The sequence below is a fragment of the Pseudomonas sp. GW822-FHT04C11 genome (assembly GCF_058800905.1).
Window position 1 is genome coordinate 65,706 of the sequence record NZ_JBXAMS010000015.1, and the last position, 24,657, is coordinate 90,362.

At 58.3% G+C, this 24,657-nt stretch carries 26 protein-coding genes; 10 read left to right on the forward strand and 16 right to left on the reverse strand.

Going from position 1 to position 24,657, the window contains the following annotated elements:
- Positions 1–7: 7 nt before the first annotated feature.
- From AC1RJ3_RS22125 to AC1RJ3_RS22135, 3 genes are all read right to left on the reverse strand, one after another.
- On the reverse strand, positions 8–1,282 hold the full coding sequence (locus AC1RJ3_RS22125) for an NAD(P)/FAD-dependent oxidoreductase (RefSeq protein WP_347927133.1): 1,275 nt from the start codon (positions 1,280–1,282) through the stop codon (positions 8–10).
- A gap of 55 nt (positions 1,283–1,337) precedes the next feature.
- The gene (locus AC1RJ3_RS22130) at positions 1,338–2,006 is read right to left on the reverse strand and encodes a haloacid dehalogenase type II (protein WP_347927134.1); all 669 of its coding nucleotides are present in this window, start codon (positions 2,004–2,006) and stop codon (positions 1,338–1,340) included.
- A gap of 568 nt (positions 2,007–2,574) precedes the next feature.
- Positions 2,575–4,047 (reverse strand): aldehyde dehydrogenase family protein, encoded by a 1,473-nt coding sequence (locus AC1RJ3_RS22135; RefSeq protein WP_493080505.1) that lies wholly within the window; start codon positions 4,045–4,047, stop codon positions 2,575–2,577.
- Between the two features lie 242 nt (positions 4,048–4,289).
- Between AC1RJ3_RS22135 and AC1RJ3_RS22140 the strand changes: the two genes are divergently transcribed.
- Both AC1RJ3_RS22140 and AC1RJ3_RS22145 read left to right on the forward strand, forming a co-directional pair.
- Positions 4,290–5,147, forward strand: a complete 858-nt coding sequence (locus AC1RJ3_RS22140) for a GNAT family N-acetyltransferase (RefSeq protein ID WP_493080507.1) — start codon at positions 4,290–4,292, stop codon at positions 5,145–5,147.
- 69 nt (positions 5,148–5,216) lie between these two features.
- A complete protein-coding gene (locus AC1RJ3_RS22145) occupies positions 5,217–5,930 on the forward strand; it encodes a cupin domain-containing protein (RefSeq protein WP_493080509.1) in 714 nt (237 codons plus the stop codon).
- 106 nt (positions 5,931–6,036) lie between these two features.
- Here the strand turns inward: AC1RJ3_RS22145 and AC1RJ3_RS22150 are convergent, their stop codons facing one another.
- Positions 6,037–6,408, reverse strand: coding sequence for a DUF6124 family protein (locus tag AC1RJ3_RS22150; protein ID WP_493080511.1), 372 nt, complete (start codon positions 6,406–6,408; stop codon positions 6,037–6,039).
- 485 nt (positions 6,409–6,893) lie between these two features.
- Between AC1RJ3_RS22150 and AC1RJ3_RS22155 the strand changes: the two genes are divergently transcribed.
- On the forward strand, positions 6,894–7,886 hold the full coding sequence (locus AC1RJ3_RS22155) for a fimbrial protein (protein WP_493080513.1): 993 nt from the start codon (positions 6,894–6,896) through the stop codon (positions 7,884–7,886).
- A 111-nt stretch (positions 7,887–7,997) separates the two neighbouring features.
- Here AC1RJ3_RS22155 and AC1RJ3_RS22160 read toward each other — a convergent pair whose 3' ends face one another.
- Positions 7,998–8,534: a dihydrofolate reductase family protein gene (locus AC1RJ3_RS22160; RefSeq protein ID WP_493080515.1), complete on the reverse strand. Its 537-nt coding sequence runs from the start codon at positions 8,532–8,534 to the stop codon at positions 7,998–8,000.
- 138 nt (positions 8,535–8,672) lie between these two features.
- Between AC1RJ3_RS22160 and AC1RJ3_RS22165 the strand changes: the two genes are divergently transcribed.
- Positions 8,673–9,176, forward strand: a complete 504-nt coding sequence (locus tag AC1RJ3_RS22165; protein ID WP_493080517.1) for a VOC family protein — start codon at positions 8,673–8,675, stop codon at positions 9,174–9,176.
- A gap of 210 nt (positions 9,177–9,386) precedes the next feature.
- Here the strand turns inward: AC1RJ3_RS22165 and AC1RJ3_RS22170 are convergent, their stop codons facing one another.
- From AC1RJ3_RS22170 to AC1RJ3_RS22180, 3 genes are all read right to left on the reverse strand, one after another.
- Complete coding sequence (locus AC1RJ3_RS22170; protein WP_054598371.1) at positions 9,387–10,511, reverse strand: DmpA family aminopeptidase; 1,125 nt, start codon at positions 10,509–10,511, stop codon at positions 9,387–9,389.
- A gap of 81 nt (positions 10,512–10,592) precedes the next feature.
- Complete coding sequence (locus tag AC1RJ3_RS22175) at positions 10,593–11,702, reverse strand: polyamine ABC transporter substrate-binding protein (protein ID WP_054597953.1); 1,110 nt, start codon at positions 11,700–11,702, stop codon at positions 10,593–10,595.
- A 94-nt stretch (positions 11,703–11,796) separates the two neighbouring features.
- Entirely contained in the window at positions 11,797–12,660 is an 864-nt protein-coding gene (locus tag AC1RJ3_RS22180; RefSeq protein ID WP_493080520.1) for a carbon-nitrogen hydrolase family protein, read from the reverse strand.
- A 133-nt stretch (positions 12,661–12,793) separates the two neighbouring features.
- Here AC1RJ3_RS22180 and AC1RJ3_RS22185 point away from each other — a divergent pair, with 133 nt between their 5' ends.
- Both AC1RJ3_RS22185 and AC1RJ3_RS22190 read left to right on the forward strand, forming a co-directional pair.
- Positions 12,794–13,579 carry a helix-turn-helix transcriptional regulator gene (locus AC1RJ3_RS22185; RefSeq protein ID WP_493080522.1) on the forward strand — a complete coding sequence of 262 codons (786 nt, stop codon included), beginning with the start codon at positions 12,794–12,796 and terminating at the stop codon, positions 13,577–13,579.
- 150 nt (positions 13,580–13,729) lie between these two features.
- Positions 13,730–14,266, forward strand: coding sequence for an AAA family ATPase (locus tag AC1RJ3_RS22190; RefSeq protein WP_493080524.1), 537 nt, complete (start codon positions 13,730–13,732; stop codon positions 14,264–14,266).
- A gap of 124 nt (positions 14,267–14,390) precedes the next feature.
- On the opposite strand, the gene AC1RJ3_RS22195 is transcribed toward AC1RJ3_RS22190, so the two are convergent.
- Entirely contained in the window at positions 14,391–15,791 is a 1,401-nt protein-coding gene (locus AC1RJ3_RS22195) for an XAC2610-related protein (protein ID WP_493080526.1), read from the reverse strand.
- A 174-nt stretch (positions 15,792–15,965) separates the two neighbouring features.
- On the opposite strand from AC1RJ3_RS22195, the gene AC1RJ3_RS22200 reads away from it, so the two are divergent.
- Positions 15,966–16,184 carry a hypothetical protein gene (locus tag AC1RJ3_RS22200; RefSeq protein ID WP_054597957.1) on the forward strand — a complete coding sequence of 73 codons (219 nt, stop codon included), beginning with the start codon at positions 15,966–15,968 and terminating at the stop codon, positions 16,182–16,184.
- Positions 16,185–16,406: 222 nt separating this feature from the next.
- Positions 16,407–16,952 (forward strand): DinB family protein, encoded by a 546-nt coding sequence (locus AC1RJ3_RS22205; protein WP_493080631.1) that lies wholly within the window; start codon positions 16,407–16,409, stop codon positions 16,950–16,952.
- A gap of 139 nt (positions 16,953–17,091) precedes the next feature.
- Here AC1RJ3_RS22205 and AC1RJ3_RS22210 read toward each other — a convergent pair whose 3' ends face one another.
- The 6 genes from AC1RJ3_RS22210 to AC1RJ3_RS22235 all read right to left on the reverse strand — a co-directional run bounded on the left by AC1RJ3_RS22210 (position 17,092) and on the right by AC1RJ3_RS22235 (position 22,779).
- Positions 17,092–17,574, reverse strand: a complete 483-nt coding sequence (locus tag AC1RJ3_RS22210) for a DUF2867 domain-containing protein (protein ID WP_493080528.1) — start codon at positions 17,572–17,574, stop codon at positions 17,092–17,094.
- A 217-nt stretch (positions 17,575–17,791) separates the two neighbouring features.
- Positions 17,792–18,226 carry a GFA family protein gene (locus AC1RJ3_RS22215; RefSeq protein ID WP_493080530.1) on the reverse strand — a complete coding sequence of 145 codons (435 nt, stop codon included), beginning with the start codon at positions 18,224–18,226 and terminating at the stop codon, positions 17,792–17,794.
- A 148-nt stretch (positions 18,227–18,374) separates the two neighbouring features.
- Positions 18,375–19,706, reverse strand: a complete 1,332-nt coding sequence (locus AC1RJ3_RS22220) for an MFS transporter (protein ID WP_489110360.1) — start codon at positions 19,704–19,706, stop codon at positions 18,375–18,377.
- A 46-nt stretch (positions 19,707–19,752) separates the two neighbouring features.
- Positions 19,753–20,598 carry an amidohydrolase family protein gene (locus AC1RJ3_RS22225; RefSeq protein ID WP_493080532.1) on the reverse strand — a complete coding sequence of 282 codons (846 nt, stop codon included), beginning with the start codon at positions 20,596–20,598 and terminating at the stop codon, positions 19,753–19,755.
- Between the two features lie 28 nt (positions 20,599–20,626).
- Entirely contained in the window at positions 20,627–21,910 is a 1,284-nt protein-coding gene (locus tag AC1RJ3_RS22230) for an MFS transporter (RefSeq protein ID WP_493080534.1), read from the reverse strand.
- A 137-nt stretch (positions 21,911–22,047) separates the two neighbouring features.
- A complete protein-coding gene (locus tag AC1RJ3_RS22235; protein ID WP_054597962.1) occupies positions 22,048–22,779 on the reverse strand; it encodes a GntR family transcriptional regulator in 732 nt (243 codons plus the stop codon).
- A 182-nt stretch (positions 22,780–22,961) separates the two neighbouring features.
- Between AC1RJ3_RS22235 and AC1RJ3_RS22240 the strand changes: the two genes are divergently transcribed.
- On the forward strand, positions 22,962–23,702 hold the full coding sequence (locus AC1RJ3_RS22240; RefSeq protein ID WP_054597963.1) for a Mut7-C RNAse domain-containing protein: 741 nt from the start codon (positions 22,962–22,964) through the stop codon (positions 23,700–23,702).
- Between the two features lie 110 nt (positions 23,703–23,812).
- Complete coding sequence (locus tag AC1RJ3_RS22245; RefSeq protein ID WP_081013843.1) at positions 23,813–23,974, forward strand: DUF2986 domain-containing protein; 162 nt, start codon at positions 23,813–23,815, stop codon at positions 23,972–23,974.
- Positions 23,975–24,051: 77 nt separating this feature from the next.
- Here the strand turns inward: AC1RJ3_RS22245 and AC1RJ3_RS22250 are convergent, their stop codons facing one another.
- On the reverse strand, positions 24,052–24,438 hold the full coding sequence (locus tag AC1RJ3_RS22250) for a hypothetical protein (protein WP_081013890.1): 387 nt from the start codon (positions 24,436–24,438) through the stop codon (positions 24,052–24,054).
- Positions 24,439–24,657 lie beyond the last annotated feature (219 nt).

The following is a 24,657-nucleotide window of genomic DNA, read 5'->3' on the forward strand; positions in this document are numbered from 1 at the left end:
CATCAACTCAATGCAAATAGTCCTGGAACCGGTAATAAGCGCCCACCAGCGGCAGGAACCACGGTTTGCCGAAATGCCCGGGAATCGCCGGCCAGTCGAGTTCGCGCCAGGGATTGGCCTCGACCTTGCCGGCCATCACGTCGGCCATGACCTGGCCCATGTGCACCGACATCTGCACCCCATGGCCGCTGTAGCCCATGGAGTGATAAACCCCGCCGTGCTGGCCGGCACGGGGCAACCGGTCGGAGGTCATGTCCACCAGCCCGCCCCAGCAGTAATCGATCTTGACGTTGGCCAACGCCGGAAACATCTGCACCATCGCCGCCCGCAGCACCTTGCCGCTCTTGGCGTCGGAGACGCTGTCGGACATGGCAAACCGCGCACGGCCGCCAAACAGCAGGCGGTTGTCCGGGGTCAGGCGAAAGTAGTTACCGATCATCCGGCTGGTGACATAGGCTCGCCGACCGGGCAACAACTGGTCGATCAGGCTCTGGGGAAGGACCTCGGTGGCGATCACGAAACTGCCCACCGGCACGATCCGCCGCCGATACCAGCCCAACCCGCCGTGCTGACAGGCGCCGGTCGCCAGCAGCACTTGCCCGGCGTGCAGCGAACCCTTGGCGGTATTGACCTGATAGCCACCAGCCTGGGCTTTCCAGTCCGTCACCGGCGTGTCTTGATAGATCAACGCACCGTGCCGTGCCGCCGCTTCGGCCAGACCGACGCCGAAGCGCCCGACATGCATCTGCACACCGTTGCGCTGCAGCAATCCTCCGTGGAACTGGGCCGAGTCGACTTCAGCGCGGATCTGTTCGGCAGTCAGTAACTCGACATCGGCATCGACCTCTCGGCGAATCAACTCGCAAGTCCGCGCCAGGCCCTCGTAGTGCATCGGCTTGGCGGCCAGCTTGAGCTTGCCGTTACGCTTGAGGTCGCAGGCGATCTGCTCCTGCTCCACCAGCGAAACCACGCTGTGCACGGCACTCTCGTAAGCCTTGTAATAGGCCCGCGCCTTGTCCGCGCCGAGGCTGGCGCTCAGGCCGGCGTAATCCTGGGCCACGCCGGTATTACACTGACCGCCGTTGCGACCCGAGGCTTCGCCGATCACCCTGCCGGCTTCCAGCACCACCACACTGGCGCCCTTCAAGGCCAGCGCCCGAGCCGCCGCCAGGCCGGTGAAACCACCCCCGACGATGGCCACGTCGACCTGCCCGGGCAACGCGCCGGTCTGAGCACCGGTGAACGCCGGTGCAGTGTCGAGCCAGTAGGATTCACTGCCCATGTCTAATCCGCCTCTACCAAAAAGACTGCCGTGAGAATGCCGTTGCCGTGACGACTCAGAGACCGACCAGCGCGGCCAGCCCGCCGATGTCGGTGATCTGCCGGTACTCGTAGAAAGCGTTGGCCGGGACTTCGTGACCACGGGCGACGAAGGCCTTGTTCTTGATCTTCATGTCGTGGGCCGGCATCAGGTCGTAACGGAAGCTCGACGACACATGCAAGATGTCTTCCGGGCCGCAATTGAGGTTGTCGAGCATGAACTCGAACGCGGCCAGGCGCGGTTTGTAGGCTTGTGCCTGCTCGGCGGTAAAAACCTTGTGAAACGGTGCGCCGAGCTTGTCGACGTTGGACATGATCTGGCTGTTGCTGGCGTTGGAGAAAATCACCAGCGGGATTTTGTCGGCGATTTTCGACAGGCCGGCCGGTACGTCCGGGTGCGGGCCCCAGGTCGGCACGGCGTCGTAATACAGTTGGCCTTCGTCACGGTATTCAATACCCCAACGCTTGCAGGTCCGCGCCAGCGCGGTCTTGAGGATTTCGTCATACGGCCTCCAGTCACCCATGACCTGGTCCAGGCGATAGGCCGAGAAGTCCTTGACGAACTGCTCCATCTGCTCGGGCACCACGCGATCGGCGAACAGCTCGCGAGTCATCGTACCCATGTGGAAATTGGTCAGCGTACCGTAGCAGTCGAACGTAATGAATTTGGGGCGAAGAAAGCTCATTGAGTGCGGTCCTGAAGTTCGTTGAGGTCATGGCGTGACAAGCATTCGCTCCGTTCCGGGAGCCGTGATGCATCGCTGCAGCACACCGTCATTACACCACCGTGAAATCAGCAGATGGCGTTAAAAGCGACCTCTGCTCGATACAAACCACCGTTTTAGCGCCCCCCCTCAGCAGACTTTGCGGGCCGCTCCAGCCTTGGGCAAACCCCGTATTCATGCGCTCTTATGGGCCTTTATAACGCCGCAAGGCTCAAGCGCACACCGATTGACCGCAGAACCTGCGCCAAGCAGAACGAAAACGGGCGCTTCCCTGAGGAAGCGCCCGTTTGGATGCGGTTTAAAGCTTACTTCTACCCCTCGTACCCTTCGTGCACCTCGTACACCTCGTAGCAGCTGCCGAGCCTGCGAGGCTGCGTTCGGCTGCGAAGCAGTCGTAAACCCGGTGTGCGAGATCTGCCTGATGTACCGCGAGTTCTGATTTTGCGACTGCTCCGCAGCCGAACGCAGCCTCGCAGGCTCGGCAGCTGCTACGGTGTTACAGGTTGCGTCGGGCTTTATGATCGGCGTGTTATTGGACGATATCGATCAACACACTCTTGAAGCGCAAATTGGCTTCGAACGCTTCACGCCCCAGGTCCTTGCCAATGCCGGAGCGTTTGTAGCCACCGGTCGGCAGGATGTAGTCGTTACTGCGTCCGTAACGATTGACCCACACCGTCCCCGCTTCCAGGTGCCGAACCAGACGCAAGGCACGGTTGATGTCGGCCGTGTGCACACCCGCCGCCAGACCGTAAGTCGCATGCGCCGCCAGGCTCAGCGCCTGCTCTTCATCATCGAACGCCTGCACCGTCAGCACCGGGCCGAAGATTTCTTCGCAGATCGCCGGGTTCTGGTGGTCCAGGCCGGTCAGCAAAGTCGGCTGGTAATAGGCGCCACCGAGCCCCTCGAACAGCCCGCCACCGGTCAGCACTTCGGCACCGGCCTGACGCGAGCGCTGGACGATGCCATCGATGCGGCTAGCCTGCAGCCGGGAAATGATCGGCGACAGCGTGCTCTCGGACGACCAGGTCGGGCCGGGGCGCAGCTCCTCGAAATACGCCTGCAAATGCGCGATAAACGGCTCCATGATCGAACGCTGGATCAACAGCCGAGACCCGGACACGCACACCTGCCCGGCATTACCGGTAATGGCCATGGCCACCGTGCGAGCAGTTTTGGCGATATCCGGCACATCGGCGAAGACCAGTTGCGGGCTCTTGCCGCCAAGTTCCAGGGTGACCGGTTTCGGACCGACCAGCGCGCAGGTGGACATGATGCTCGAGCCGGTCGCGGTGGAACCGGTAAAGGTCACCTTGCCCACCCGTGGATGACGGCACAAGGCATCGCCCGTGACGCGGCCATCGCCCTGAATCACGTTGAAGATCCCCGCCGGCATGCCCGCCTGCAACGCCAGTTCGGCAAAGCGCAGACTGGAAAACGGCGTCAGCTCTGAAGGCTTGAGCACCACGGCATTACCTGCGGCCAGCGCCGGCGCGACTTTCCACGAAGCCATGCTCAACGGGAAATTCCACGGTGCGATGGCGGCAATCACGCCGTAGGGTTCGGCGATCTGCATGCCCAGTCGATCGGTCTGGGTGGCAGCCACATGACCGCCATGCTTGTCAGCCAGCTCGGCAAAGAAACGAATGCCCTCGGCGACGTAGGGAATATCCCAGGCGATCACATCTTTATGGGGACGGGTCGAGCCCACCGCTTCCAACGGCGCCAGGACAGCGGCGTCCGCTTCGATCAGATCGGCCCAACGGCGCATGACCCGCGCCCGCTCCCGGGGTGGGCGGCTGGCCCAGTCGCTGCGATTGAACGCCTGCCAGGCATCGTTGACCGCTTCATCCACCAGATCGGCATCGGCGACCGGCAACTGGGCATAGACCTGGCCATCCGACGGCCGCACCACCTCAAGTCCCGGTTGAGCATCGCGGTATTTACCGGCAATGAAATGAGCGCTGCGCACAGCGATAAGGCGAGGATCGAAGCTATCCATGGAGCTCTCCAGAAAAGGGACGGCGAGTCGTGAACTCAGGCTTCCATCGTAGAAAAAAAGCCCAAGCATTTGCTGCCGACCTTGCCGGGCAATTAAGTAGTAAGTGTGGTCTTGTGGCCCCGGGCGTGCGGAATCTGCCGAATGTTCCAGCCCCTCTTGTCAGGCCTTCGCGCAGATGGGATACAGGCACCATCGCGCCGCACAGCCGGTTGATTGCGCACACTGTCCAACGGAGACTCGCCATGTCCGCCCCGCACCCTTCTGCTTATGTCTATCGCCCGATGACGACCGCCGACCTGCCCTCGGCCCATGCCTTGTCCGTGCAATTGAAGTGGCCCCATCGCCTGGATGATTGGGCCATGGTGTTGCGCCTCAGCGACGGCGTTGTGGCACTCGATGGCGAGCGTCTGATCGGCACGGCGTTCACCTGCCCCCAAGGCGATTTCGCCACCATCGGCCTGGTGATCGTCAGCGACGACTATCAAGGCAAGGGCATCGGCCGCAAGCTGATGGAGCAGGCACTTGATGCGTGCCAGTCGCGTACCCCGATACTCAACGCGACCCTGGCCGGTGCGCCGCTTTACGCGAGTCAGGGCTTTGTCGAGTTCGGGCGGATTCAGCAACACCAGGGCCCGGCGCAAGCCGTTGCACCTGTGCCGCTGGCCAACGGTGAAAGCTGTCGCCCGCTGCGTGAGGCCGATAAGGCCCGCGTGCTGGAACTGGCCAATGCCGGCACCGGGCTGGACCGGCAGACGGTGCTCAACGAGCTGTTCGATGTGGTGGAGCATTCAGCTGTCATCGAGCGCGATGGCCAAGTGCGCGCCTTCGCCCTGCTGCGTCCTTATGGCCGTGGTCGCGGCCTTGGCCCGGTGGTCGCCGAGAACATCGAACAGGCCAAACACCTGATCGCCGTGTTGCTGGCCCACGTACCGGAGGCCTTCGTGCGCATCGACATTCCGGCGGACAGTGGCTTGAGCGATTGGCTCGCAACGGTCGGCCTCAAGCAGGTCGATACCGTGGCGCAAATGGCACGGGGCACGCCGCCGCAAGCGGTCAACGGCGTCCGACAGTTTGCGCTCGTCACCCAGGCCATTGGCTGACAACCGCGCGCAAAGCAGCCGCCGCTCTCCAACATCCTCCACCCCCCATTTGCATGGAGCGTCACCCGCATGTCTCAACCTACCGTTCTGCTGTTGGCTCGCGCCGACGGCAGCCGTGTCGCCACGTCTTTCAATGCAACGTCCTTGAGCGCTGCCGACCCCTTCAAGGAACACCGTCAAGTCGCCTACACCGGGCTCGATGGCATCTGCGCCGGGACCGTGAACACAAGCGAATCACTCGATATCAATGATTTCCCGCACACCGAAGTGATCGTGGTCCACGCCGGCCACGTTGTGTTGAAATCCCAAGGCCAGACACTGGAGCTGGCGATCGGTGCCAGCGCGGTCATCGGTCGTGGGACCACGCTGCGAATCGAGGCGCAAGCCGAGACGTGCTGGGCATTCTGCGCCGTCATCAGCCCCAACACTGAACCGACACCAGGGCTGACAGCGCTGGACCGCTTAGCGATGCTCTCCCCTTCGGCCGCACCGGAACCGCAAATACTGATCGGGCCCACCCCGCAGTGCCGCTCACGCAATGCCTTCGAAGACAGCAGCACCGACCTGCGCGTCGGCGTCTGGGATTCGACACCCTACGAACGCCATGGCCGGCCGCATAAACTCAACGAGCTGATGCACCTGATCGAAGGCAGCGTCACCCTGCGAGCAGCCGATGGTACGAGCCTGACAGTCAACACCGGCGACACCGTGTTCGTACCGCAAGGCGCACCGTGCGCCTGGCAAAGCACCCGGTATGTCCGCAAGTTTTACGCCGTGAAATAAGCACCACGGCGCAACGCCGGCAACCGCGCCGGCACTGAACCCACCGACCGGTCGCGAGCCAACGCAGACCGGCCGACGAGGCAAGCCGCCTCGCTACAACGCGGTACTACGGCGCCTCTGGCTGATCGTAATTATCCAGCGCCCGATTCACCAACAACTCCCCCAACGAAATCATCTGCTGAATCGCCAACGCCACATGCCGACGCGTGCCTTCCAGCTCGAACGCCAGATCGCTGGCCAGTACATTCAGCGACGCCAGGGTTTCCGAGGCGTGGGCCAGCAGGGTTTCGTTATCCAGATCGGGGATGACTGCGAAGATGTTGGAGGGACGCTTGTCGGGCAGGTTGCCCTTGTCGAACGGCGGCTTGAGGTAATGATCCAGCGCCCGCTCGGCGGCGTCGTGGAGTTTTTTTGAGTCGGTGGTGGCGTAAGGGGAAGTGCTTGGGGTTTCTGGTGGGTTTGGAGTGACCTTGTGCATGGTGAAGCTCCTCTTTGCAGATTGGAGCTACCACTTTCGTTTCCAGGCGAAAGGGTGGCAGCTGTGCGCGGGCTGGAAAACCGAGGCAAAAGGCAAACCCGGCAGACCCGAAGGTCTCCCGCACACAGCCGCCATAACGTAGAACTGCTGGCGTAAAAAAGCGCTGCAGTATGTCATGAGGGGGGCTGTTGTGCCCTATTGCTCCTCAGGTTTCCAGGCCCGGTCGCTGAATTGGCAGCGACACCCGGAGGTTATCCATTCACCTTCCCACCCGGCAACCTTGAAAAGTTGTCGGAGAATTCGCTTGAGCGCCCGATATCTGTAGTCGTTTCCTAGGACTGAACCGACGGCCTCTCCCTCCAAACAGCTCGAATCGGCGCATTGTCTGTCAAGAGGTCACCGACGTTTTAAGGAGTGCCTTATGTTCGCGGCCTTTAGCAACCCCCAGAGTGGCCGCCACTTCGCCATCCTGTATCGACATCAATATGAAAACTTCAAGAACGCAGAGCCAACTGCGCCCGCTGCTGAGCATCGCCGCCGCGATGGCGATTGTATTTTCGTCGGGAGCAATGGCTGAGACGTGCCAACTCACCAACAACAGAAAAACACTCACCGTAAACTTCGGAAGCAATCTGACGGAAAGCCTGACAGTCCCTATGGATGCCCCCATTGGCGCTGTCATTTACCAGGACAGTTTTAACGCGCCGTTTACAGCGGCTGAATGCTATGCAGGCGAACTCTATGGCTTTGCCTTGAACCCGGCACTAGGCAGCGCGACCAGCGACACTACCTTTCCGCTGGGTAAAACAGGGCTTTCATTTCGAATAGCTTCTACAACAAAACCATCCAACACAAAAAATGGATACTTACCAAAGCTGTTTAGACTTACTGGGCGTCCTGCGATTTATTCTTTTGACGCTACAACCTTCCGACTTGAAATCATCAAGTCAAGTGAATTGGCATCGGAAAACAGTGTTCCCGCCGGTTATCTTGGCCAATTCCAAGCCGGTGCAGCAATTTATAACAAATTTAATCTGATCAACCCCATCACCCTGAATACGGTCTCCTGTCAGACCCCGGCAGTGTCGGTTCAAATGGGCGACGACTATCGCCTGGCGGAGTTCACCAAGAGCGGCGATACCTCTCGGACGATCAAATTCAACCTCGCCTTGAACCAATGCCAGCACGGCATCCAGAAGGTGACCTATTCACTTAAGGCCACCACCCAGGTCATCGACGCGCAAAAGGGCATCGTGGCACTGAACGCTGGCTCGACGGCCAAAGGCATTGGCCTGCAACTGATGAATGAGGCAGGGACGCCCATCGCCCTGGATACCGCGTACCCCTTCAGCGCTTTCAACACCACAGGCACCGACTTCACCATCCCGCTGTCCGCCGCTTACTACCGTCTGGCCGACAGCAAACTGGAATCCGGCACCGCGAATACCGAAGTGACGTTCATCGTGAATTACCTGTAACGAATCAAGAAATAAATAGGGACACCCATTAGCCTTGATTTGATACCACCTAATGGGTCTCCCTTTTTTCACGCGCCCCCTAGCCTTGGATCGGACATCCACACGGACGGGTCATGGGTTCAACCGATAAGTGGACTGCACCAACCCCGAAGGAAAGCAGCGGCTGGATACCAGTTTCAAATCAATGTCCTGCTCAAGGCCCCCGAATAATGGCCTTCCCGCCCCGATCAGCACAGGAACAGTGGTGATCACCATATCGGCGATTAACCCTTCGCGCAGGAATGATTGCACCAACTGCCCGCCATCGACATAGACCCGACGCACGCCTTGCCTCGCCATTTCTTCCATCAAGTCCCTGGGTTTGAGGTTGGAGAAACGCAACTTGCCCGTCAGTGCCTCGGGCACCGCCGAATCGGCCAGCTGTTCAGACAGCACCACGACGGGCCGGTCGTAGAACCACGTGTCGAAGGTCAGCGCCTTCTCATAGCTTCCCCGCCCCATCACAATCACATCCTTATCGGCGATGAAGGCTGAGTAGCCATGATCCTCAGTCGGATCATCGCGCTGCAACAGCCAGTCGATGTCGCCATCAGGTCGGGCGATGAAACCATCCAAACTGGTGGCAACGAAAACATGTGCCGTGGCCATCAAGATCTCCTTTGGCCGATTTTTGAAAAATCAGCGCTTTGAACAATACTTGGGGTTTGCCTGTTGATTTGCCAACGTTCAGCGCAGCTGACTACGCGGCTGGAGTGAACGTATCAGACCTGATTCTGGAGAAGCAAAATGGTCAGCAAAAACACGATTTGCCTCTGGTACGACGGCACTGCGCAGGAGGCTGCAGAGTTCTACGCCCAGACATTCCCGGACAGCGCGGTCGTCGCCGTCCATCACGCGCCTGGCGACTATCCGGCGGGCAAGCAAGGCGATGTGATAACGGTCGAGTTCACGGTGATGGGCATCCCTTGCCTCGGGTTGAACGGGGGGCCGGGGATCAAGCACAACGAGGCTTTTTCATTCCAGGTGGCGACCGACGACCAGGCCGAAACTGACCGTTTGTGGAACGCGATTGTCGCAAACGGCGGCCAGGAAAGCGTATGTGGCTGGTGCAAGGACAAATGGGGCCTGTCGTGGCAGATCACGCCCCGTGTCCTGAGCGCCGCGATATCCAACCCCGATCGAGCGGCGGCCAAGCGCGCTTTCGACGCCATGATGACAATGACCAAGATAGACATCGCGGCAATCGAAGCGGCACTCGCGGGTTACCCGGTCGACACTCCGGCCGCTTGATTTCAGACGAGACACTGCAAGGAACGATTCATCGGCGGTTGCCTGTGCGGCAACGTACGATTTATGGCGCGGGTCTGCCCGACAGCTCTCACTTAAACGTCGTGTGAGCCCTGGGTCACGACGTCTTCCCTGGAACCTGACGATGCAATCAATGTGCTCGAGGTGGCATGAACGCGAAACAATCACACCACCTCAATACCGCGAGATCAGTTAGTCATTCGCCGCTCCCCGCCAGCCGGCCCGATGCAAGGCTTTGAGCAGCGTCTCGGAATCCAGGCCCGGCACGGCATGGCCGTTGCCTTCAGCGGTGTCGGCGGCCAGCAAGGCATTGATGATGGCTTCTTCCACCGCTTCGGTGGCGGCCAGGAACAACTCGCTGATGTGGTCGTTGTTGACCATGCTCAGGTTGTCGGTAGTCGGCGCACGCTTACTCTCGTAAGCGGCCGGCGGCACATGCTGATTACCGGTGGCGAAGGCGATGAAGATGTCACCGCTGTGGTCTTCATTGCCGCCGCCGGTGCGGGCGAGGCCGAGGCTGGCACGTTGCGCCAGACGCGTGCATTGGTGCGGCAGCAACGGCGCGTCGGTGGCCAGGCAAACGACTATCGAGCCCATGCCCGGGTGCGGCAGCGACGCCTTGAGGAACGGCGAGTCGACCTGTTCCATGTAGCGTCCGACCGGGTAACCGTCGACGCGCAATTCGTTACGGATGCCGTGGTTGGCCTGGACGATGGCCCCAACGGTCCAGCCGCCCTGAGCACTGCTCAGACGCCGTGATGCGGTGCCGATGCCGCCCTTGAATTCATGACAGATCATGCCGCTACCGCCCCCGACGGAGCCTTCCGTTACCGGCCCGCTCTTGGCCGAACGCAGGGCCTCGGCCACATGTTCAATCTTCACATGGAAGCCGTTGATGTCGTTGAGCAGGCCGTCGAAAGTCTCCAGCACCACCGGCATGTTCCAGTAGAGGCGCCCGTCATCAGGCTGTTGTTCACGGTCCAGCACAACCAGCGCATCGCGCACCACGCCCAGGCTGTGGGTGTTGGTGAAGGCGATGGGACTGGTCAAAAGACCTGCCTCGCGAATCCATTCCAGACCGGTGGCGTCGCCGTTGCCGTTCAACACATGGACGCCGGCAAAGCACGGTTGCTGGCTGGTGGAACCGGCACGAGGCTCGATCAGGGTGACACCGGTCAGGATGTCGCGGCCATTGGCGGTGCGTCCTCGCACATTACTGTGGCCGACCCGTACGCCGGGCACATCGGTGATGGCATTGAGGGGGCCGGGTTGCAGTTGGCCGAACTGAATGTTCAGGTCGCGGGCACGTGGCTTCATCGTCTCTTTCATGGTCTCTCTCTTGTTTCATTTGTTGCATGAAGGGGCTTGGCTAGTCATCAGCAGAGCCGAGTCTGCCAATCAAGCGCCGGTCTTGACCGTGTTCCACGCGCGGGTGCGCACGCGCTCTATCTTCAGCGGGAGTGGTTCTAGCGGAAATAGCGTGTCAAGGACTTGCTTGGACGGATACACCCCGGGGTTGTCGCGGACTTTCTTCTCGACAAGCGCGGTGGCATCTTTGTTGGCGTTTGGATAGCTCAGGTAGTTGGATGACTCAGCGATGACTTCGGGGCGCAGCATGTAGTTGATGAAGGCTAACCCTTGCTCCGGGTTCGGCGCATCGTTGAGCTGCACCAGGCTCTCCACCCACACCGGGGCACCTTCGCGTGGAATGCTGTAGACGAGGTTGCGATGGTTGCCAGCCAGCTCGGAAGCCTTTTGCGCATCGGCGACACCACCAGCCCAGCCCAGCACGACGCAGATGTTGCCATTGGCCAGATCAGAGATGAACTTGGAAGAATCGAAGTAGACGATATGGGGACGCAGTTTCAGCAGCAGATCCTGGGCTTTTTTGTAATCCTCCGGGTTCTGGCTGTTGTAGGGCAGTCCAAGGTAGTGCAACGCGATGGGAATGATCTCGCTAGGGGCGTCCAGCATGGCCACACCGCATTGACTCAGTTTGGCCAGATTTTCTTCCTTGAAAATCAGGTCCCAAGAATTAACTGGCGCATCTGGGCCGAGTATCGATTTAACCTTGTCCGCGTCATAGCCGATGCCAGTCGTACCCCACAGATAAGGGGCCGCATAGCTGTTTCCGGGATCGTTGCTCTGCACCTTGGCGAGGATGTCCGGGTCGAGGTGAGACCAGTTCGGCAACTTGCTGCGATCCAGTTTCTTGAGCACACCTGCTTTGATCAGGTTCGGTAGTAGGTCACCCGTGGCGACCACCACGTCATAGCCACTTCGGCCGGCCATCAGCTTGCTTTGCATGACGTCGCTGTTGTCGAACACATCGTACACAGCGCTGACGCCTGCTTCTTTCTGGAAGTTTTTCACCGTGTCCGGGGCGATGTAGTCATACCAGTTGTAGATGTGCACGGTGGGGGTGGCGGGCTGGTCGGCCCTGGCGCCGACCAGGCCGACACTGAGAAGCGAGGCCAACGCGAATTGCATATAACGAGTCGATTTCATCGGGGTGCTCCAGAGCGTTAACGGCGAGTCCGTGGACGCGCGCGCCGCTCCTGCTAGTGTGTGAATTATTGTTATGGCAGGGCTGAAATCAGCATCAAGGTTGAAGAACTGTTTTCGTGCGAGACGCCCCCTCGCGCAGGGCACAGGGGATCAGTAGTTCACGGCGACCATCAGCGTGTTCAATCTGTTCGCCAGTCAGGAACAGGCGGCGGTCATTGAGGTAGTCATAGTCTCGGCGGGCGGAGCGCAGCAGATCGAGGTCCAGCTCGACAACCTGACGGCACTCTGCCCGCCCCGCTTCGAAGAGCGTGCGCCCGAAGGGATCGATCGCTGCACTTCCACCGGCAAAAACGAGGCCTTCATCGCCGTCGCCGACTCGATTCACCATCACCGTGAATGCCTGGTTTTCCTGAGCGCGAGCCATGATCGCGGTGCGGTGGACAGGGCCGTAGGGATCCATGTTGCCGTTAGTGACCAGGATAAGCTCGACGCCGAGTTGGCCGAGGGCTCGAGCGCTTTCCGGCAACTCAATGTCGTAGCAAATCAGGATGCCGACACGGACTCCCTTCCAGATCGCAGTGGCATAGCGGTCTCCCGGCTGGAACAGGCCGCGTTCCGACGGCCAAAGGTGAGTCTTGCGATAGCTCAAGGCGATCCCTTGTGGGGTTACCAGCAGGGAGGTGTTGTAGAAGGTGCCGGAGTCGTTCTCAGCCATGCCAACCACCACCGAGACGTTCCGTTCGCGTGCAGCGCGCTGCACGGCCTGCACACTTGGCCCGTTCAGGGGCTCGGCAACTTCGGCGAGCTGTTGCGCGCTGGCGAATCCCATCAACTGGGTCTCTGGAAATATCAGCAGATCGGTATCCGCTGTGCAGGTAGCGATAGCCTGCAAGGTACGCTCTAGGTTATAAGCGGTATCGCCATCGCGACCGGTAAGTTGTACGAGTTCAATCTTCATCGGTGATCCTTTCACGTGTATGTGGGCTCGCAATCGCCAAACTGAACAGCACTCGCCAGGGCTGGATGGAGTATGGAGAGCCATAAAACGGAAAGTAATCACATCGATGGGGTAACCCCGTATGGGTAGAAACGTGAGCATTACATTGCAGGATATGGCCTGGCACCAGGCAATTGGCAGGCTGATTGAGGCACTCGACCGTCCTGATTTCTGGCTGGCCTTGGTGCGTCTGCTGGATAGATACATACCGGTGGACAGTTGGGTCGTGCTGATTTTCAGCAATGGCCGGCCGCGGGTGCTCGCAGAAAGCCCTGGCAAGGATGGCGGGCCGGACCCGCTCTTTCAGGATTACCTCAAAGGCCTGTATCTACTCGACCCCTTTTACCTGGCCAACCGAGAGACACCGCAGAACGGCTTGTTGTGGCTAGCCGATGTGGCGCCGGAGTGCTTCGAACAAACCGACTACTACCAACGCTACTTCCGCCTCAATGTCGTTGCCGACGAAGTGCATATCAACGTCCAACTCGACGCGGAACGCACCCTCAGTCTGTCGCTGGGAAGTGAGGGCCGCTTCAGTCCAGAGCAGATAGCCCTGCTCACACTCATCCAGTCCTGGGTTGCCGCCCTGATGCGTCAGCGCATGGCATTCGAGCGGGAGGTGCTGGAACAGAACGCGTCGGCGACGCCAAACTGGCAGAGCTGGCTGGACTCCACTGACCAGCAGTTGGATACCCCGCTCTCCGCCCGCGAACTGGAAGTCGGCCGGCTAATGCTCAGCGGCTGCTCAAACAAGGAGATCGCGCGCAAGTTGGGGATTTCCGCCGAGACTGTGAAGGTCCACCGCAAGCACATGTACAGCAAACTCGGCATTAAATCTCAGTCCGAGCTGTTCTCACTGTTTCTGAACGCTCAGAGCTGAAGTCGAAGATAGGCAGAAATCGGCTGTGGATTCAACCGGTCGATGCAACACAACACCCGTTCCCGCGGTACGGTCGCCCCCTCCCACCAGCCTTTAACTGGACGTTCAAAACCTGCACAATCGCCGGCTTTTTCGCGACAGGAAGTCCCCATGCAACGGATTGTCATTCTGGGCAATGCCGGTAGCGGCAAATCTACCCTAGCCCGCGCCCTCGGCAAGCGCCTGAACCTGCCCGTGGTCCATCTGGACACGCTGTTCTGGGAGCCTGGCTGGGTCGAACCCGACGCCGAACAATTCCGCGCACGGGTCCGCGAAGCAATCGCAGCGGATGCCTGGGTTTGTGAAGGCAACTACGCGCGGCGAACCTTTGACCTTCGCCTGCCCCGTACCGACCTGATCATCTGGCTCGATACTTCGCGGCTTACCTGTTTCGCCCGAGTGATCCTGCGCAGCGTCATGAACCGCCCTCGCCCTGACCTGCCAACAGGCTGTAAAGAGAAGCTCGACCGAGCGTTCCTGACCTTCCTGAATTTCGTGTGGAATTTCGATCGCGGTTACCGCTCAGGTATCGAGAAGGTGCGCCTGTCCATAGGACCGAATATTCCTACGGTGCACTTGCGCGGTAACCGGCAGATTGCCGCATTTCTCGATAGCTTGCCCGCAACGCCTGAAATCTGCCTTGAGTAGAGGCGGACTTTCGCCATCCCGGCAGTCGATTCGCGCCTTTAGCGTTAGCCCAGTGCCTGGGGTTCAAGAGTGTGTCCCGTCCTGAATAAGGTCTACAGCTGTTTCAGGACTAGACAGGTTTTACTCAAGGCTGCTTCCGGTACATCCCCGTCAGCATCTTCTGAGAATCCGGCTCAGCGTTGTAGTTGATGACCGCGAAGTTTTTCACCAGCTGTATGTGATACGGGCCATTTATCTTGGACGCTTGCGGCTCACGCACAATGATCAGGTTTTCGGTTTCCATGGGCACGATGTGATGCTCGGTCACGATGTCTTTCAAGGTCACAGCGTCCTTCAATGTCACGGTGAACTCCGCCACTTCTCTCCCCTCGGCATCGCGGTCAGGCAGGATCTTCAAGTCCAGATCTCCGTCGCGCCCCAGAAAGTCCCGGCGCATCTGGTAATGGCCGCTGCGCTGGTCACGGTCGACTTCGTTGAGTTTGTCGTAGTCCGGTTCACGGTATTCATCGTGTAGCAGGATCGCCAGTTCGCGGTCGTCACCCTTGGCGCCGCTGACCCATGTGCCGGTGTAGTTGTGGGGTTCGATGGTTTGCCGCGTTATCCGCCAGATACCCGTCCGACGACCATCGTCAGCATATTCGTGAAGGTAGACAAAACTATCGTCGCCGTAGGCTTCCCGAGAACCCACCAGTTTGATCGGCTCACCGCTGCCACCCTTGGTGTACCGCACCTCACCAATGAGGACCGCCCCCTGATCCTGGTACCAGATCTCTACCGGGATTTTGCCGTTGAGGGTTCCGACGAGACTCTGAGAATCTTCGATGACCGGTCCTTCCAGGCTGGGTTGTTCGTGCCACTGACCATCTTTCCAGTCGCCGGTGGTGCGCAGCATATAGCCGCGGGGCATGCTGGAATTTTCGCCAAACTCGGTCGGAGGGACTTCTTCCTGGGTGTACGAGTGAAGCCGGACCAACTCGCCGTCGCGCATTTTCCATTGGCTAGTGCGCATCCAGCAGCAGCCGCGGTCAGTTTGCGAATACAGAATGCCGCCAGTTGGGCTGACCGAAAACATCCCGTTGCTCTCCTTCGCCAGGTCCGTCAATGCACCGTTGAGGACCCATCGGGTTTGCAGCGGGTCTTGCAAATAGACATCGAAATGCGCCTGGCCATCCACCTTGGGATCCGTGCCGTTGCGAATTGCCAGATCCTGACGACCATCGAAGTCGAAATCGGCGAAGTACAACAAACCGTAGGGCCCGAGCAACCACGCGTCGGCTTTGTCATTGTGGTTTGCAGGCACGTTACCGGCCTGGGTCTGCAATTGCTGCAGGGTTTCGAGCGTGTTTTTGTCGCGCAAAGTGATGAGCGCTCGCGCCAGTTGATGCGGGTCTTCCGGTGGCTCCGGGAACAGCACTTCCACCAGGTACTTGCCACTGGGGTCATTTACCGCAAATGACAGTGGTGCGGCCACGACCGGGGCTACCAAGACCATGGAGAGGAGCACACCGTTGACGAGCGAACGCATCCAAAGCTTCCTTGCTTAAATTTCGGGGGCCGCAGTGTAACGGCATACCCCATCTTATGGTAATCACGTCACTCCATTAACCCGAGATGCTCGCGATGTAGGCCCTCAGGTCTGTCAACGTCAGTTCCGGCTTTGTAGAATCCTGCCAGCGCTCACCATCAATTGAGGCCCGCATTGAAAAGTAGAATAAGACCGGAAATTGAGAGAGCGGCCTATGATGAGTTCTTAGCGCTTTGGGACAGCGGTGCATTCGAGAACCAGAGATTGGGTCAGGCTTTCTACAACCACTTCCGTCTGCATCGTCTCAGCGAGCAGAGGTTGCTACATGGTCTTTATGAATCTGACGGCAGGAAAGCCTTGAATGCAATTGCTGGAATCTTTCAGATCAAGTAACCACCACTCTTCATTGGTCAATGAATGTAATAGGCGGCTTTGGGGTGTGAATTCAACCGGTTGAATCCACAGCCAAATGAAGACATTCGCCGAGCCACATACAAGCATCAAACAAGAGCGCCCCTCCCCCTGCTGCCCCCAAAACAACAAAGCCCAGCACTGGACCGGGATTCAAGATGAGCGCGGATCGCTTATCAAGTATTCATTGAAAGGATGAGCATGATGAACCGAACCGGTCATATCTGCCTGATGGCGACCTATAACCAGTGGATGAACGCAAAGATTTATGAGGCCGCCAGTAGCCTGCCAGATGAAGAACTCTCCGTGGACAGGAAAGCATTCTTTGGTTCAATTCTCGGGACGTTGAACCACCTGGTGGCCGGCGACACGGTCTGGCTAAAGCGATTCGCCAAGCACCCAGCTAACTACTTGGCGCTGGAACCGATTCAGCAGCTTCCGGCGCTCAAAAGCCTCGACCAGTTGCTGTTCTCGAATATCCGAGAACTTTCGGCACATCGAGTGTGGCTCGACCAGAACATTGTCGAGTGGTCTCGCTCCATTGCAGAGCCGGATCTGGATCACACCCTCCATTACACAAGCATGAAGGGAATACCCGCTGACAGGAACTTTTATGGTTTGGTCATGCATTTCTTCAACCATCAGACGCATCACCGCGGACAAGTGACGACCTTGCTTTCACAAGCGGGTGTCGACATAGGTGATACGGATCTGGTCGCACTCATTCCATCCGAGCACTGCACACAGTAGAAAAGCCTGGCGCTAGACCAGGTATTTTCACAGCTGATCGGGTCGACGAAACAGCGCAGCCATCCGGACGGGTTGCCGATCCCGAGTAACGGTAAATGGCCAGGAGCGGTCGCTGGGACAAAGCTGAAACAACCAAAATCTACTTCTCTTCAAGCTTTCGTTTCAGTCGCCTGAGATCACTATTGACGATCAGCTTATGGGCTAGACCTACCGGCAACATGTAGATGCGCCCAAAGACGTTATGCGTTACGACAGATGAGGTGATCGTGAACACACGATCTGTTATCGAAAGGCAAATCATGACATCCAGATGCCGGTCACGTTCGGTCAGAACCAGCATGTCGGGGGCACTATGCTCCACCAGAAAGAAATCCAGCTGTTCGCCAGCGTGTACCATCTCTCGCCTGGCGTCGGAGAACCCGCCGATCCGCTTCACGCCGAACAACGAGGAAATTGCGTCCCTCGTTCGGAAAGCTAGCCGCATGAGCAGTCCCGGTTCGGCCGTCATGATGTTCCAGGCGTCAAGAGTAGTGATTTCAACAGCGAGCGGAACCGACCTGTTGTCATAGTAATCAAGATCGGAGAGTGCACGCAGAGTGTGAGCAGGTGATGTGGTAGCCAAACATTATTCCTTTCAGTGGCCCGACTGCCATTCCCGATAAAATCGGAAGCTGATTATCATGTAGCCATGCTACGTCATAATTCCCCCCAAACAGGCCGGTACGGGTTGTGGATTCAACCGGTCAATGCAACAGATTGAATCCACAACCAATAGCGAACGGTGGTGAACCGAGTTTGGGCCAGGCTACCTTCGTCCCTATGCCGACCAGGCTCCTGAATCAATCATTGTCGACCTGGAGCTCCTGCAGAAGAAACCCAAGTGAGTCCGGGGTTGAGCAATGACTTTTTCCCGAGCGTTGTTCATCCCATGGCATAGCGTCATCGGTGCAGAAATCTCCAATACACTCCATGCTCAGTTCGCCATCGAGAAGTCCAAGCGGAATCCAGAAGTAAGGCGTCTCGCGAAGAGCATTAGGCACGGTCGAGCCACATCGTGAGCAAAAGTCATTTCTGTACCCGCTGGATTTGCGCCAACTGGTGACCGCACCTAGCCCTTCTTCCCATCGAAAGTCGCGAGCTTTGACCACTGTGGCGAGATTATGGCCGACCCCGGTTTGCTTGCGGCACAGGCTGCAATGGCATCGATAAAAAAATCGTGGTTCAACCCCGAGGGAAAAGCGTACAGCCCCGCAAAGACACTGCCCTGTTGTCATGGATATCTCCTTGAAGAACGATTCATCGGTATTCTGCCGGTTCAAGCGTTGGTACCGGAAAAGGGGTGGCCGTTATGTTACTGGCCTTAAACTGGAACATACACAACGAGGAGGCTCGCCCACTTCGAGCCTCCTCAGAAGCAATGGGTCAGCTGCCGACCGTAGCGACTTGCTTCGCACGAGCGTTCTGTTTGCCAATCAGAAACACCAATAGCGAGCCGATAGCGGTCACTATGCAGAGTGGCATCAGTGCAATTGGAAAGCTCCCGGTCTGATCACGCAGTACACCGATTACCGAACTCATGGCGCCCGTACCCAAGTGAGCAAAAGTATTGATCGCTGCAATCCCGGTGGCCAAAGTCGCCGGCGGCAGGGATTCGGAGCAAAGTGCCCAGAACGGCCCCTTGATCGCATAGTTACCCATCAATACGAGCGTCAGCAGTACCAGCGTAATGGTCAGGGAGTCCGTGAACAGCGTGGCAGCGAAGCTCACCGCAGTAATAGCCAGCGGAATAGCAGTGCTCTTGATCCGCTCCCCGCTCTTGTCTGCACGCAGTCCCCAGTAAATCATGAACGCTGCGGCCATGCCGAACGGAATCATGTTCATCAGACCTGTTTGCATGTTGGTCAGATGGAAGGATTTCAGGATCTGCGGCATCCACAACGACAGCGTGTTGCTGGTTGCCGAACTGCCCATGTAGATAATCGAAAGCACCCATACATATTTGTTGGTAAACACGGCCTTGAGGGTGCCGCTGATGCTGTGAGCGTGCTGAGGAATACCACTTTCGCGTGCGGCCTTATCGTTAGTCAGTTGCTCGCCTAGCCAATCCTGTTCCTGCTGAGTCAACCATTTCGCTTCGCTTGGGCGATTGGGCAACACTTTCAGCGCGAGCAATCCCAGGGTGATGGCGGGAATGGCTTCAAGCATCAGTAACCACTGCCATCCCTTGAATCCGGCCAGACCGTCCAATTGCAACAGCAGTGCCGACACCGGTGAACCGAGAAAGTTGGAGAGTGGTATCGCCACCATGAATAGCGCAACGATTCGAGCCATGTACGCTTTGGGGATGCATTGCGTGAGGTAAAGAATGACGCCGGGAAAGAAGCCGGCTTCGGCTGCCCCCAAGAGGAATCGGGAAATCGAATAGGATATCGGCCCGACCGCAAATGCCGAACAGAAACCGACGATGCCCCAGGTGATCATGATGCGCGCGATCCACCGGCGGGCACCGAAACGCTCCATGGCCATGTTGCTGGGCATTTCGCACAGGACATAAGCGACGAAAAACAGCGTGGCGCCGAATCCGAAGGCACTGGCCGTCAGGCCGATGTCCTGGTTCATGGTTAGTGCAGCGAAGCCGATATTGACCCGGTCAACATAGGCGATGAAATAACACAGTACGAGAAAGGGGATCAGGCGAATCCCCAACTTGCGCATGGTCGATTTTTCAATTTCAGTAGTGGATGGCTTGTTCATGGAAACCGCTCTCTTGTAATTGTAATAGGCTGCTCTTGGGTGAGCTTCAGCCTTCGCGTTGTGCAAAACCGAATAACCGTTGAGGTGCGTGCACGAGCAACGAATGACTCAGCTGCATCGAACACTCCAGGGCTTGCCGCTGATCGATCACTGTGCCGAAACCGATGCTTTTCTCATGCTGCGTGTGTGGCCAGTCACTGCCCCATACCAGTTGGTGGAGGCCGAAACTTTGCTCCAACAGCGGTAATGCCGATCGGGCGAAATTGAGGTTTTGTTGCGGCGTACCTCCCAAACGATAAATTCCCGATACCTTCATCCAGATCGACCCTCTCGATCCCAATTCGAGCAACTCGGAAAACCCTGGCTGATCAATTCCCAAACGGGCATCCGGCCGTCCGAAGTGATCAATCACCAGCTTCAAACCGATCGGCGTCAATTGCTGGATCAGTGCCGGCAGATCCTTTACCTCCCGATGCAATTCGACATGCCAGTCAAGGTCAGCGATGTGGCTGAAAAATGCTCTCCAGGCGCGACTGCGAAAATCAGGTAACGCCTTGTCCATCAGGTTCAAGCGAACGCCGACCACGCCGATGCGGGCCATGTCATTCAACAGGGCACGACTAACGCCCGGCTCCAGCACGACCACTCCTCGCAACCGCTCCGGCACTTGCCTCAGCGCCGCCAGCAGGTAGCTATTGTCGGTGCCCAGAAAGCTCGGCTGCACCAATACGCCGTGACTCAAGCCATGGGCACCCAGGTGATTCAGATACTCCGCAAGCGTGGCATCGTAGTCAGGGGCGTAGCGCCGTGTAGCGGCCAGCTTCAGCCCCCGGCTAAAGACATGAGCATGGGAATCGATGCCAGTGATCGATGTTGAACAGGTATCAGGCATGGGTTTCATCTATCGCAAGTAATGATCATCACGCTCGGGCGCTTTCGCGGCCGTTCACCGAGACGGACGGGATTGCAGCGTCGAGACTGCGACCACGGGTTTCCGGCAGGCAAAGGGCCGCGATAACGGCCACGCCGTAAGCGATCCCGGCGTCGATGCCAATGGCCGAGCCCAGTGACATGGAATCGCTCATGTGGCCGACCAGAAACGGGAATACCGCCGAGAGCACTCGGCCGAAGTTGTAGCAAAAACCCACGCCAGCGCCGCGCACGTCCGCCGGGTACAGCTCGTTGAACAGTGCACCGAGGCTGGCCGGAATACCCGCTGCGAAGAAGCCGAGCGGAAAACCGAGGAAGAGCATTTGGGTATTGGTCAGGGGCAGGAACACGTAGCACTGCACGGTAACCACGCAGCACAGGGCGAACAGCACGATGTTTTTGCGGCGGCCAATACGGTCGATCAAGAATCCGCTGACGACGCAGCCACACCAGAAGGCAAGGATGATCACGGCAAGGTAGCCGCCAGAGTTCAGCACCGACAGGTTGCGTTCGGTCTTGAGGAAGGTCGGCAGCCACGTCATCACCGCGTGGTACCCGCCGTGTGCGCCCAGGCCCAACAGCCCGCCGAACAGTGTCACGCGGATCAGTTCAGGGCGGAAAATACCGGCCAGGGATTTGAAAAAACTTTGTGGGATAACGTGTTCTTTTTGCAGACGCTGGAAGCTGTCGGGCTCCTCGACATTGCGCCGAACCCAGATGATCAGGAGCGCCGGCAACAAGCCAACGATGAACATCACACGCCAGGCCATGTCTTGCGGTACGAACGAATAAATCAACGCAAAAACCCCGACCGCCACACCCCAACCTACGGCCCAGGCACTTTGTACGGTGCCCATCACTTTGCCGCGGTATTTCGGGTTGATGGTTTCGGCCATCAGTACTGCGCCGGCCGCCCACTCACCGCCAATGCCGAAGCCTTGCAGCGCCTTGACCATCAGCAACTGCTGGAACCCGGTGACGAAGGCGGACAGAAAGGTGAAGAAGGAGAACCACAAAATCATCCACTGCAACGTACGCACCCGGCCGTAACGGTCGGACAACGTCCCCCCTACCCACCCGCCAATGGCCGAAGTGACTAGCGTAACGCCGCTGATGAGCCCGGCATCGCCCTTGGTCAGCGCGAAGACGGCAATTAACGCCGGAATCGCCAAGCCGAACATTTGTACTTCCAGTGCGTCCAGCGACCATCCACCGAAGCAGGCCCAAAACGTTTTGCGCTCCCGAGGAGTGACTTGGCGATACCAGCTGAACATGATTTCTTATCCTTATAGGTGGAACATGAGGCAGCCGAGAGCGAACCGCGCCGCTACGAGGCCAGTCATGGCAAACAAAACGATGAATCCGCCAGCGATCGATTCGCCGGTGAGCGATCTGCTATCCGGGCAATGCGCTAGCGAATATCCACGCTGTAACGGAAATGCTCGGCATGCCCACGGGAGCGCCGCCACTCCAGAGGCGTACCGGCGTAGTCACGCGCCAGACGCTCGATCACCACCACGGGACTGTTGACCGGTATTTTCAATAACCGCGCATGCACGTCATTTACCGACTCGGCGGTGAGTGCTTCTTCGGCAGAGGCGACGACCTGACCGCAGAGCTCTTCGTAAATCGGGTAAAGCAATGGCCCTTTTCGATTCAGGTCGATCTCCAGTAGCGGCTGAAACCGGCTGCGAGGCAGCCAGATTTCTTCGGCAAGTACCGGCTGAACATCCAGAAGACGAACGCGGACAATGCGAATGACCGGCGCATCGATTGGCAGCCCTAACGCCTGGGCCACTGCCGAGGGTGCAGCCACCGGTTCGATAGACAGGATGCGACTCTCCGGGACCTGGCGTTCACCCGCAGCAGTCTGGAAGCGGAAGAAGCGGAAAAGCGAAGATTGAAACTGAGGCCGACGAACGAAGGTACCTCGACCTTGCTGACGCTCCAGGATGCCCTCACTGACCAGCGCGTCGACCGCCTTGCGCACGGTGCCAGTGGACAGTTTGTACTCCGCTGAAAGCGCAGCTTCAGTGGGAATGGCCTCCCCCGGACGCCAGCGATTGTTGGCAATCTGTTCGGCCAACTGATCACGCAGGCGTTGATAAAGCGGTAGGCGGACATCACTGGACAGGGAATTCATCGACTTTATTCACCTTGTTATCTAGTCATATATATGAATATTGGCCGAGTATTCTCCTGATGCATTTTTCTGTCAATAAGGGTTACCGAACCTGGCGGACGAACGGTGGGTGGATGGGACCTGCCGGAGTAGATCTCCGGATCTGGACTCGCCCATCCCGCAGCCCTGCCATACTGTTGAGCATGACCCGTGCAACCTTCCGCTTCTACGAGGAGCTCAACGATTTCCTGCCGGCCGAACGGCGGAGGCAGTCCTTTACCTGCGAGTGCGCGCGCGGGGCGACGGTCAAGCACATGATCGAGGCGCTCGGCATACCGCACACCGAGGTCGAGCTGGTGCTGCTCAACGGCGAGTCGGTGGGCCTCGAGCGGGTAATCTTCGACGGTGACCGGTTGGCGGTGTATCCCAAGTTCGAAACGCTGGACATCAGCCCGCTGCTAAAGGTTCGTGCGCAACCTTTACGGGTGCTGCGCTTCGTCGCTGATGCGCACCTTGGCGGGCTGGCCAACCTGCTGCGCATGAGCGGCTTCGACACGCTCTACGACAATCGCTTCGAAGATAGCGAGATCGCCGAGATCGCGGCGCAGCAAGGGCGCATCGTGCTAACCCGCGACCGCGAACTGCTCAAGCGGCGGATCATCAGCCACGGCTGTTACGTGCATGCCCTGAAACCGTCGCTGCAACTGCGCGAAGTGTACGAGCGCCTCGACCTGGCGCGTAGCGCGCGGCCCTTCAGCCTGTGCCTGCATTGCAACCTGCCGCTGCACGAGATCAGCCCGGAACTGGCCCGGCCACTGGTGCCGCCACGCGTTGGTGCCCTCTATTCGCACTTCCTGCGCTGCGACGCCTGCCAACGAATTTACTGGGAGGGTTCGCACTGGCGTGGCATGTGTGCCCTGCTGGCACCTTTGCTGGACCGATAGTCGAGCGAATCGGGCAGATAACGGCCAAAAGTGCTCAAGTGCATACCACAAGGCTCTGGCCCAATATTTAAGCTGATATCATTCGAAAACGTACAAACCGAGTAGAAAAGATGAATCGTCGTAAAAAAATAAATCAGTTATTAAAGGCTAACGCCAAAAAGGCCAGTGCCAAATTGGCACCGAAAAGCAAGTCTAAATACATTTGCAAAGCCGACCGATTGAAGCTGGCGGCTGAATCCACTCTCGACTCAATCACTTCTTCCGAGAGCTGATCTGTATCGCTTAAGCACCACCTGGATTTACAAATCAGCAGGCAGTGCTTTCGGCGGACTTATCCCGTGGCTACGTATTAGCGACGATAGTAGCGGTGATCGTCATCGTAGCGGTGCTCATGATGGCGCTCCCAATCACGACGGCGTTCGGCTTCCCGGCGCTCTTGTTCTCTGCGCCACTCGTTTCTACGCCATTCGTCTCGGCGCCAGTCTTCTCTACGATCGTGCCAACGGCCGTCACGCCAGTATCGGTCGTCATGGGCAAGCAACGGCCCTGGCTGCTTGCCGGCCATACTGGCCAAGCTCGGCCAAGGGTTTCCGGCAGCCTGGACCGGAGCCTGAACGGCTGCGACTTCAGTTGCGAAAACAGGGTTTGAGGTCTTCATCTGTGATGCTGATGCCGAGCCCACTGCCGCAAACGCGAACAGGCTGAGAAGCACCATCCGTGGGACATAAGATTTCATGGGCGAAGACAACCTCTGATTGACAATTGGACATGTCGCCATTTGGCTGCGGGAAACCTTCGGGTCGCGCTTACCGAGCTTTATGTGCGTATCCACATAGACCGGTAAATAGGGAAAAGTTCTAGCATGCCACTGCATAAATAGCTGACGGCCTCCTCAAACAATAGAGGGATGCGACGCACTTCCTGATCCGAAGGCTTACTGGAGCAGGCGCAGAAA

What these genes read in the sequence shown, in the direction of transcription:
- AC1RJ3_RS22125 (WP_347927133.1), bottom strand. Translation starts at nt 1,282, where the DNA reads ATGGGCAGTGAATCCTACTGGCTCGACACTGCACCGGCGTTCACCGGT.
- AC1RJ3_RS22130 (WP_347927134.1), bottom strand. Translation starts at nt 2,006, where the DNA reads ATGAGCTTTCTTCGCCCCAAATTCATTACGTTCGACTGCTACGGTACG.
- AC1RJ3_RS22135 (WP_493080505.1), bottom strand. Translation starts at nt 4,047, where the DNA reads ATGGATAGCTTCGATCCTCGCCTTATCGCTGTGCGCAGCGCTCATTTC.
- AC1RJ3_RS22140 (WP_493080507.1), top strand. Translation starts at nt 4,290, where the DNA reads ATGTCCGCCCCGCACCCTTCTGCTTATGTCTATCGCCCGATGACGACC.
- AC1RJ3_RS22145 (WP_493080509.1), top strand. Translation starts at nt 5,217, where the DNA reads ATGTCTCAACCTACCGTTCTGCTGTTGGCTCGCGCCGACGGCAGCCGT.
- AC1RJ3_RS22150 (WP_493080511.1), bottom strand. Translation starts at nt 6,408, where the DNA reads ATGCACAAGGTCACTCCAAACCCACCAGAAACCCCAAGCACTTCCCCT.
- AC1RJ3_RS22155 (WP_493080513.1), top strand. Translation starts at nt 6,894, where the DNA reads ATGAAAACTTCAAGAACGCAGAGCCAACTGCGCCCGCTGCTGAGCATC.
- AC1RJ3_RS22160 (WP_493080515.1), bottom strand. Translation starts at nt 8,534, where the DNA reads ATGGCCACGGCACATGTTTTCGTTGCCACCAGTTTGGATGGTTTCATC.
- AC1RJ3_RS22165 (WP_493080517.1), top strand. Translation starts at nt 8,673, where the DNA reads ATGGTCAGCAAAAACACGATTTGCCTCTGGTACGACGGCACTGCGCAG.
- AC1RJ3_RS22170 (WP_054598371.1), bottom strand. Translation starts at nt 10,511, where the DNA reads ATGAAGCCACGTGCCCGCGACCTGAACATTCAGTTCGGCCAACTGCAA.
- AC1RJ3_RS22175 (WP_054597953.1), bottom strand. Translation starts at nt 11,702, where the DNA reads ATGAAATCGACTCGTTATATGCAATTCGCGTTGGCCTCGCTTCTCAGT.
- AC1RJ3_RS22180 (WP_493080520.1), bottom strand. Translation starts at nt 12,660, where the DNA reads ATGAAGATTGAACTCGTACAACTTACCGGTCGCGATGGCGATACCGCT.
- AC1RJ3_RS22190 (WP_493080524.1), top strand. Translation starts at nt 13,730, where the DNA reads ATGCAACGGATTGTCATTCTGGGCAATGCCGGTAGCGGCAAATCTACC.
- AC1RJ3_RS22195 (WP_493080526.1), bottom strand. Translation starts at nt 15,791, where the DNA reads ATGCGTTCGCTCGTCAACGGTGTGCTCCTCTCCATGGTCTTGGTAGCC.
- AC1RJ3_RS22205 (WP_493080631.1), top strand. Translation starts at nt 16,407, where the DNA reads ATGAACCGAACCGGTCATATCTGCCTGATGGCGACCTATAACCAGTGG.
- AC1RJ3_RS22215 (WP_493080530.1), bottom strand. Translation starts at nt 18,226, where the DNA reads ATGACAACAGGGCAGTGTCTTTGCGGGGCTGTACGCTTTTCCCTCGGG.
- AC1RJ3_RS22220 (WP_489110360.1), bottom strand. Translation starts at nt 19,706, where the DNA reads ATGAACAAGCCATCCACTACTGAAATTGAAAAATCGACCATGCGCAAG.
- AC1RJ3_RS22225 (WP_493080532.1), bottom strand. Translation starts at nt 20,598, where the DNA reads ATGCCTGATACCTGTTCAACATCGATCACTGGCATCGATTCCCATGCT.
- AC1RJ3_RS22230 (WP_493080534.1), bottom strand. Translation starts at nt 21,910, where the DNA reads ATGTTCAGCTGGTATCGCCAAGTCACTCCTCGGGAGCGCAAAACGTTT.
- AC1RJ3_RS22235 (WP_054597962.1), bottom strand. Translation starts at nt 22,779, where the DNA reads ATGAATTCCCTGTCCAGTGATGTCCGCCTACCGCTTTATCAACGCCTG.
- AC1RJ3_RS22240 (WP_054597963.1), top strand. Translation starts at nt 22,962, where the DNA reads ATGACCCGTGCAACCTTCCGCTTCTACGAGGAGCTCAACGATTTCCTG.
- AC1RJ3_RS22245 (WP_081013843.1), top strand. Translation starts at nt 23,813, where the DNA reads ATGAATCGTCGTAAAAAAATAAATCAGTTATTAAAGGCTAACGCCAAA.
- AC1RJ3_RS22250 (WP_081013890.1), bottom strand. Translation starts at nt 24,438, where the DNA reads ATGAAATCTTATGTCCCACGGATGGTGCTTCTCAGCCTGTTCGCGTTT.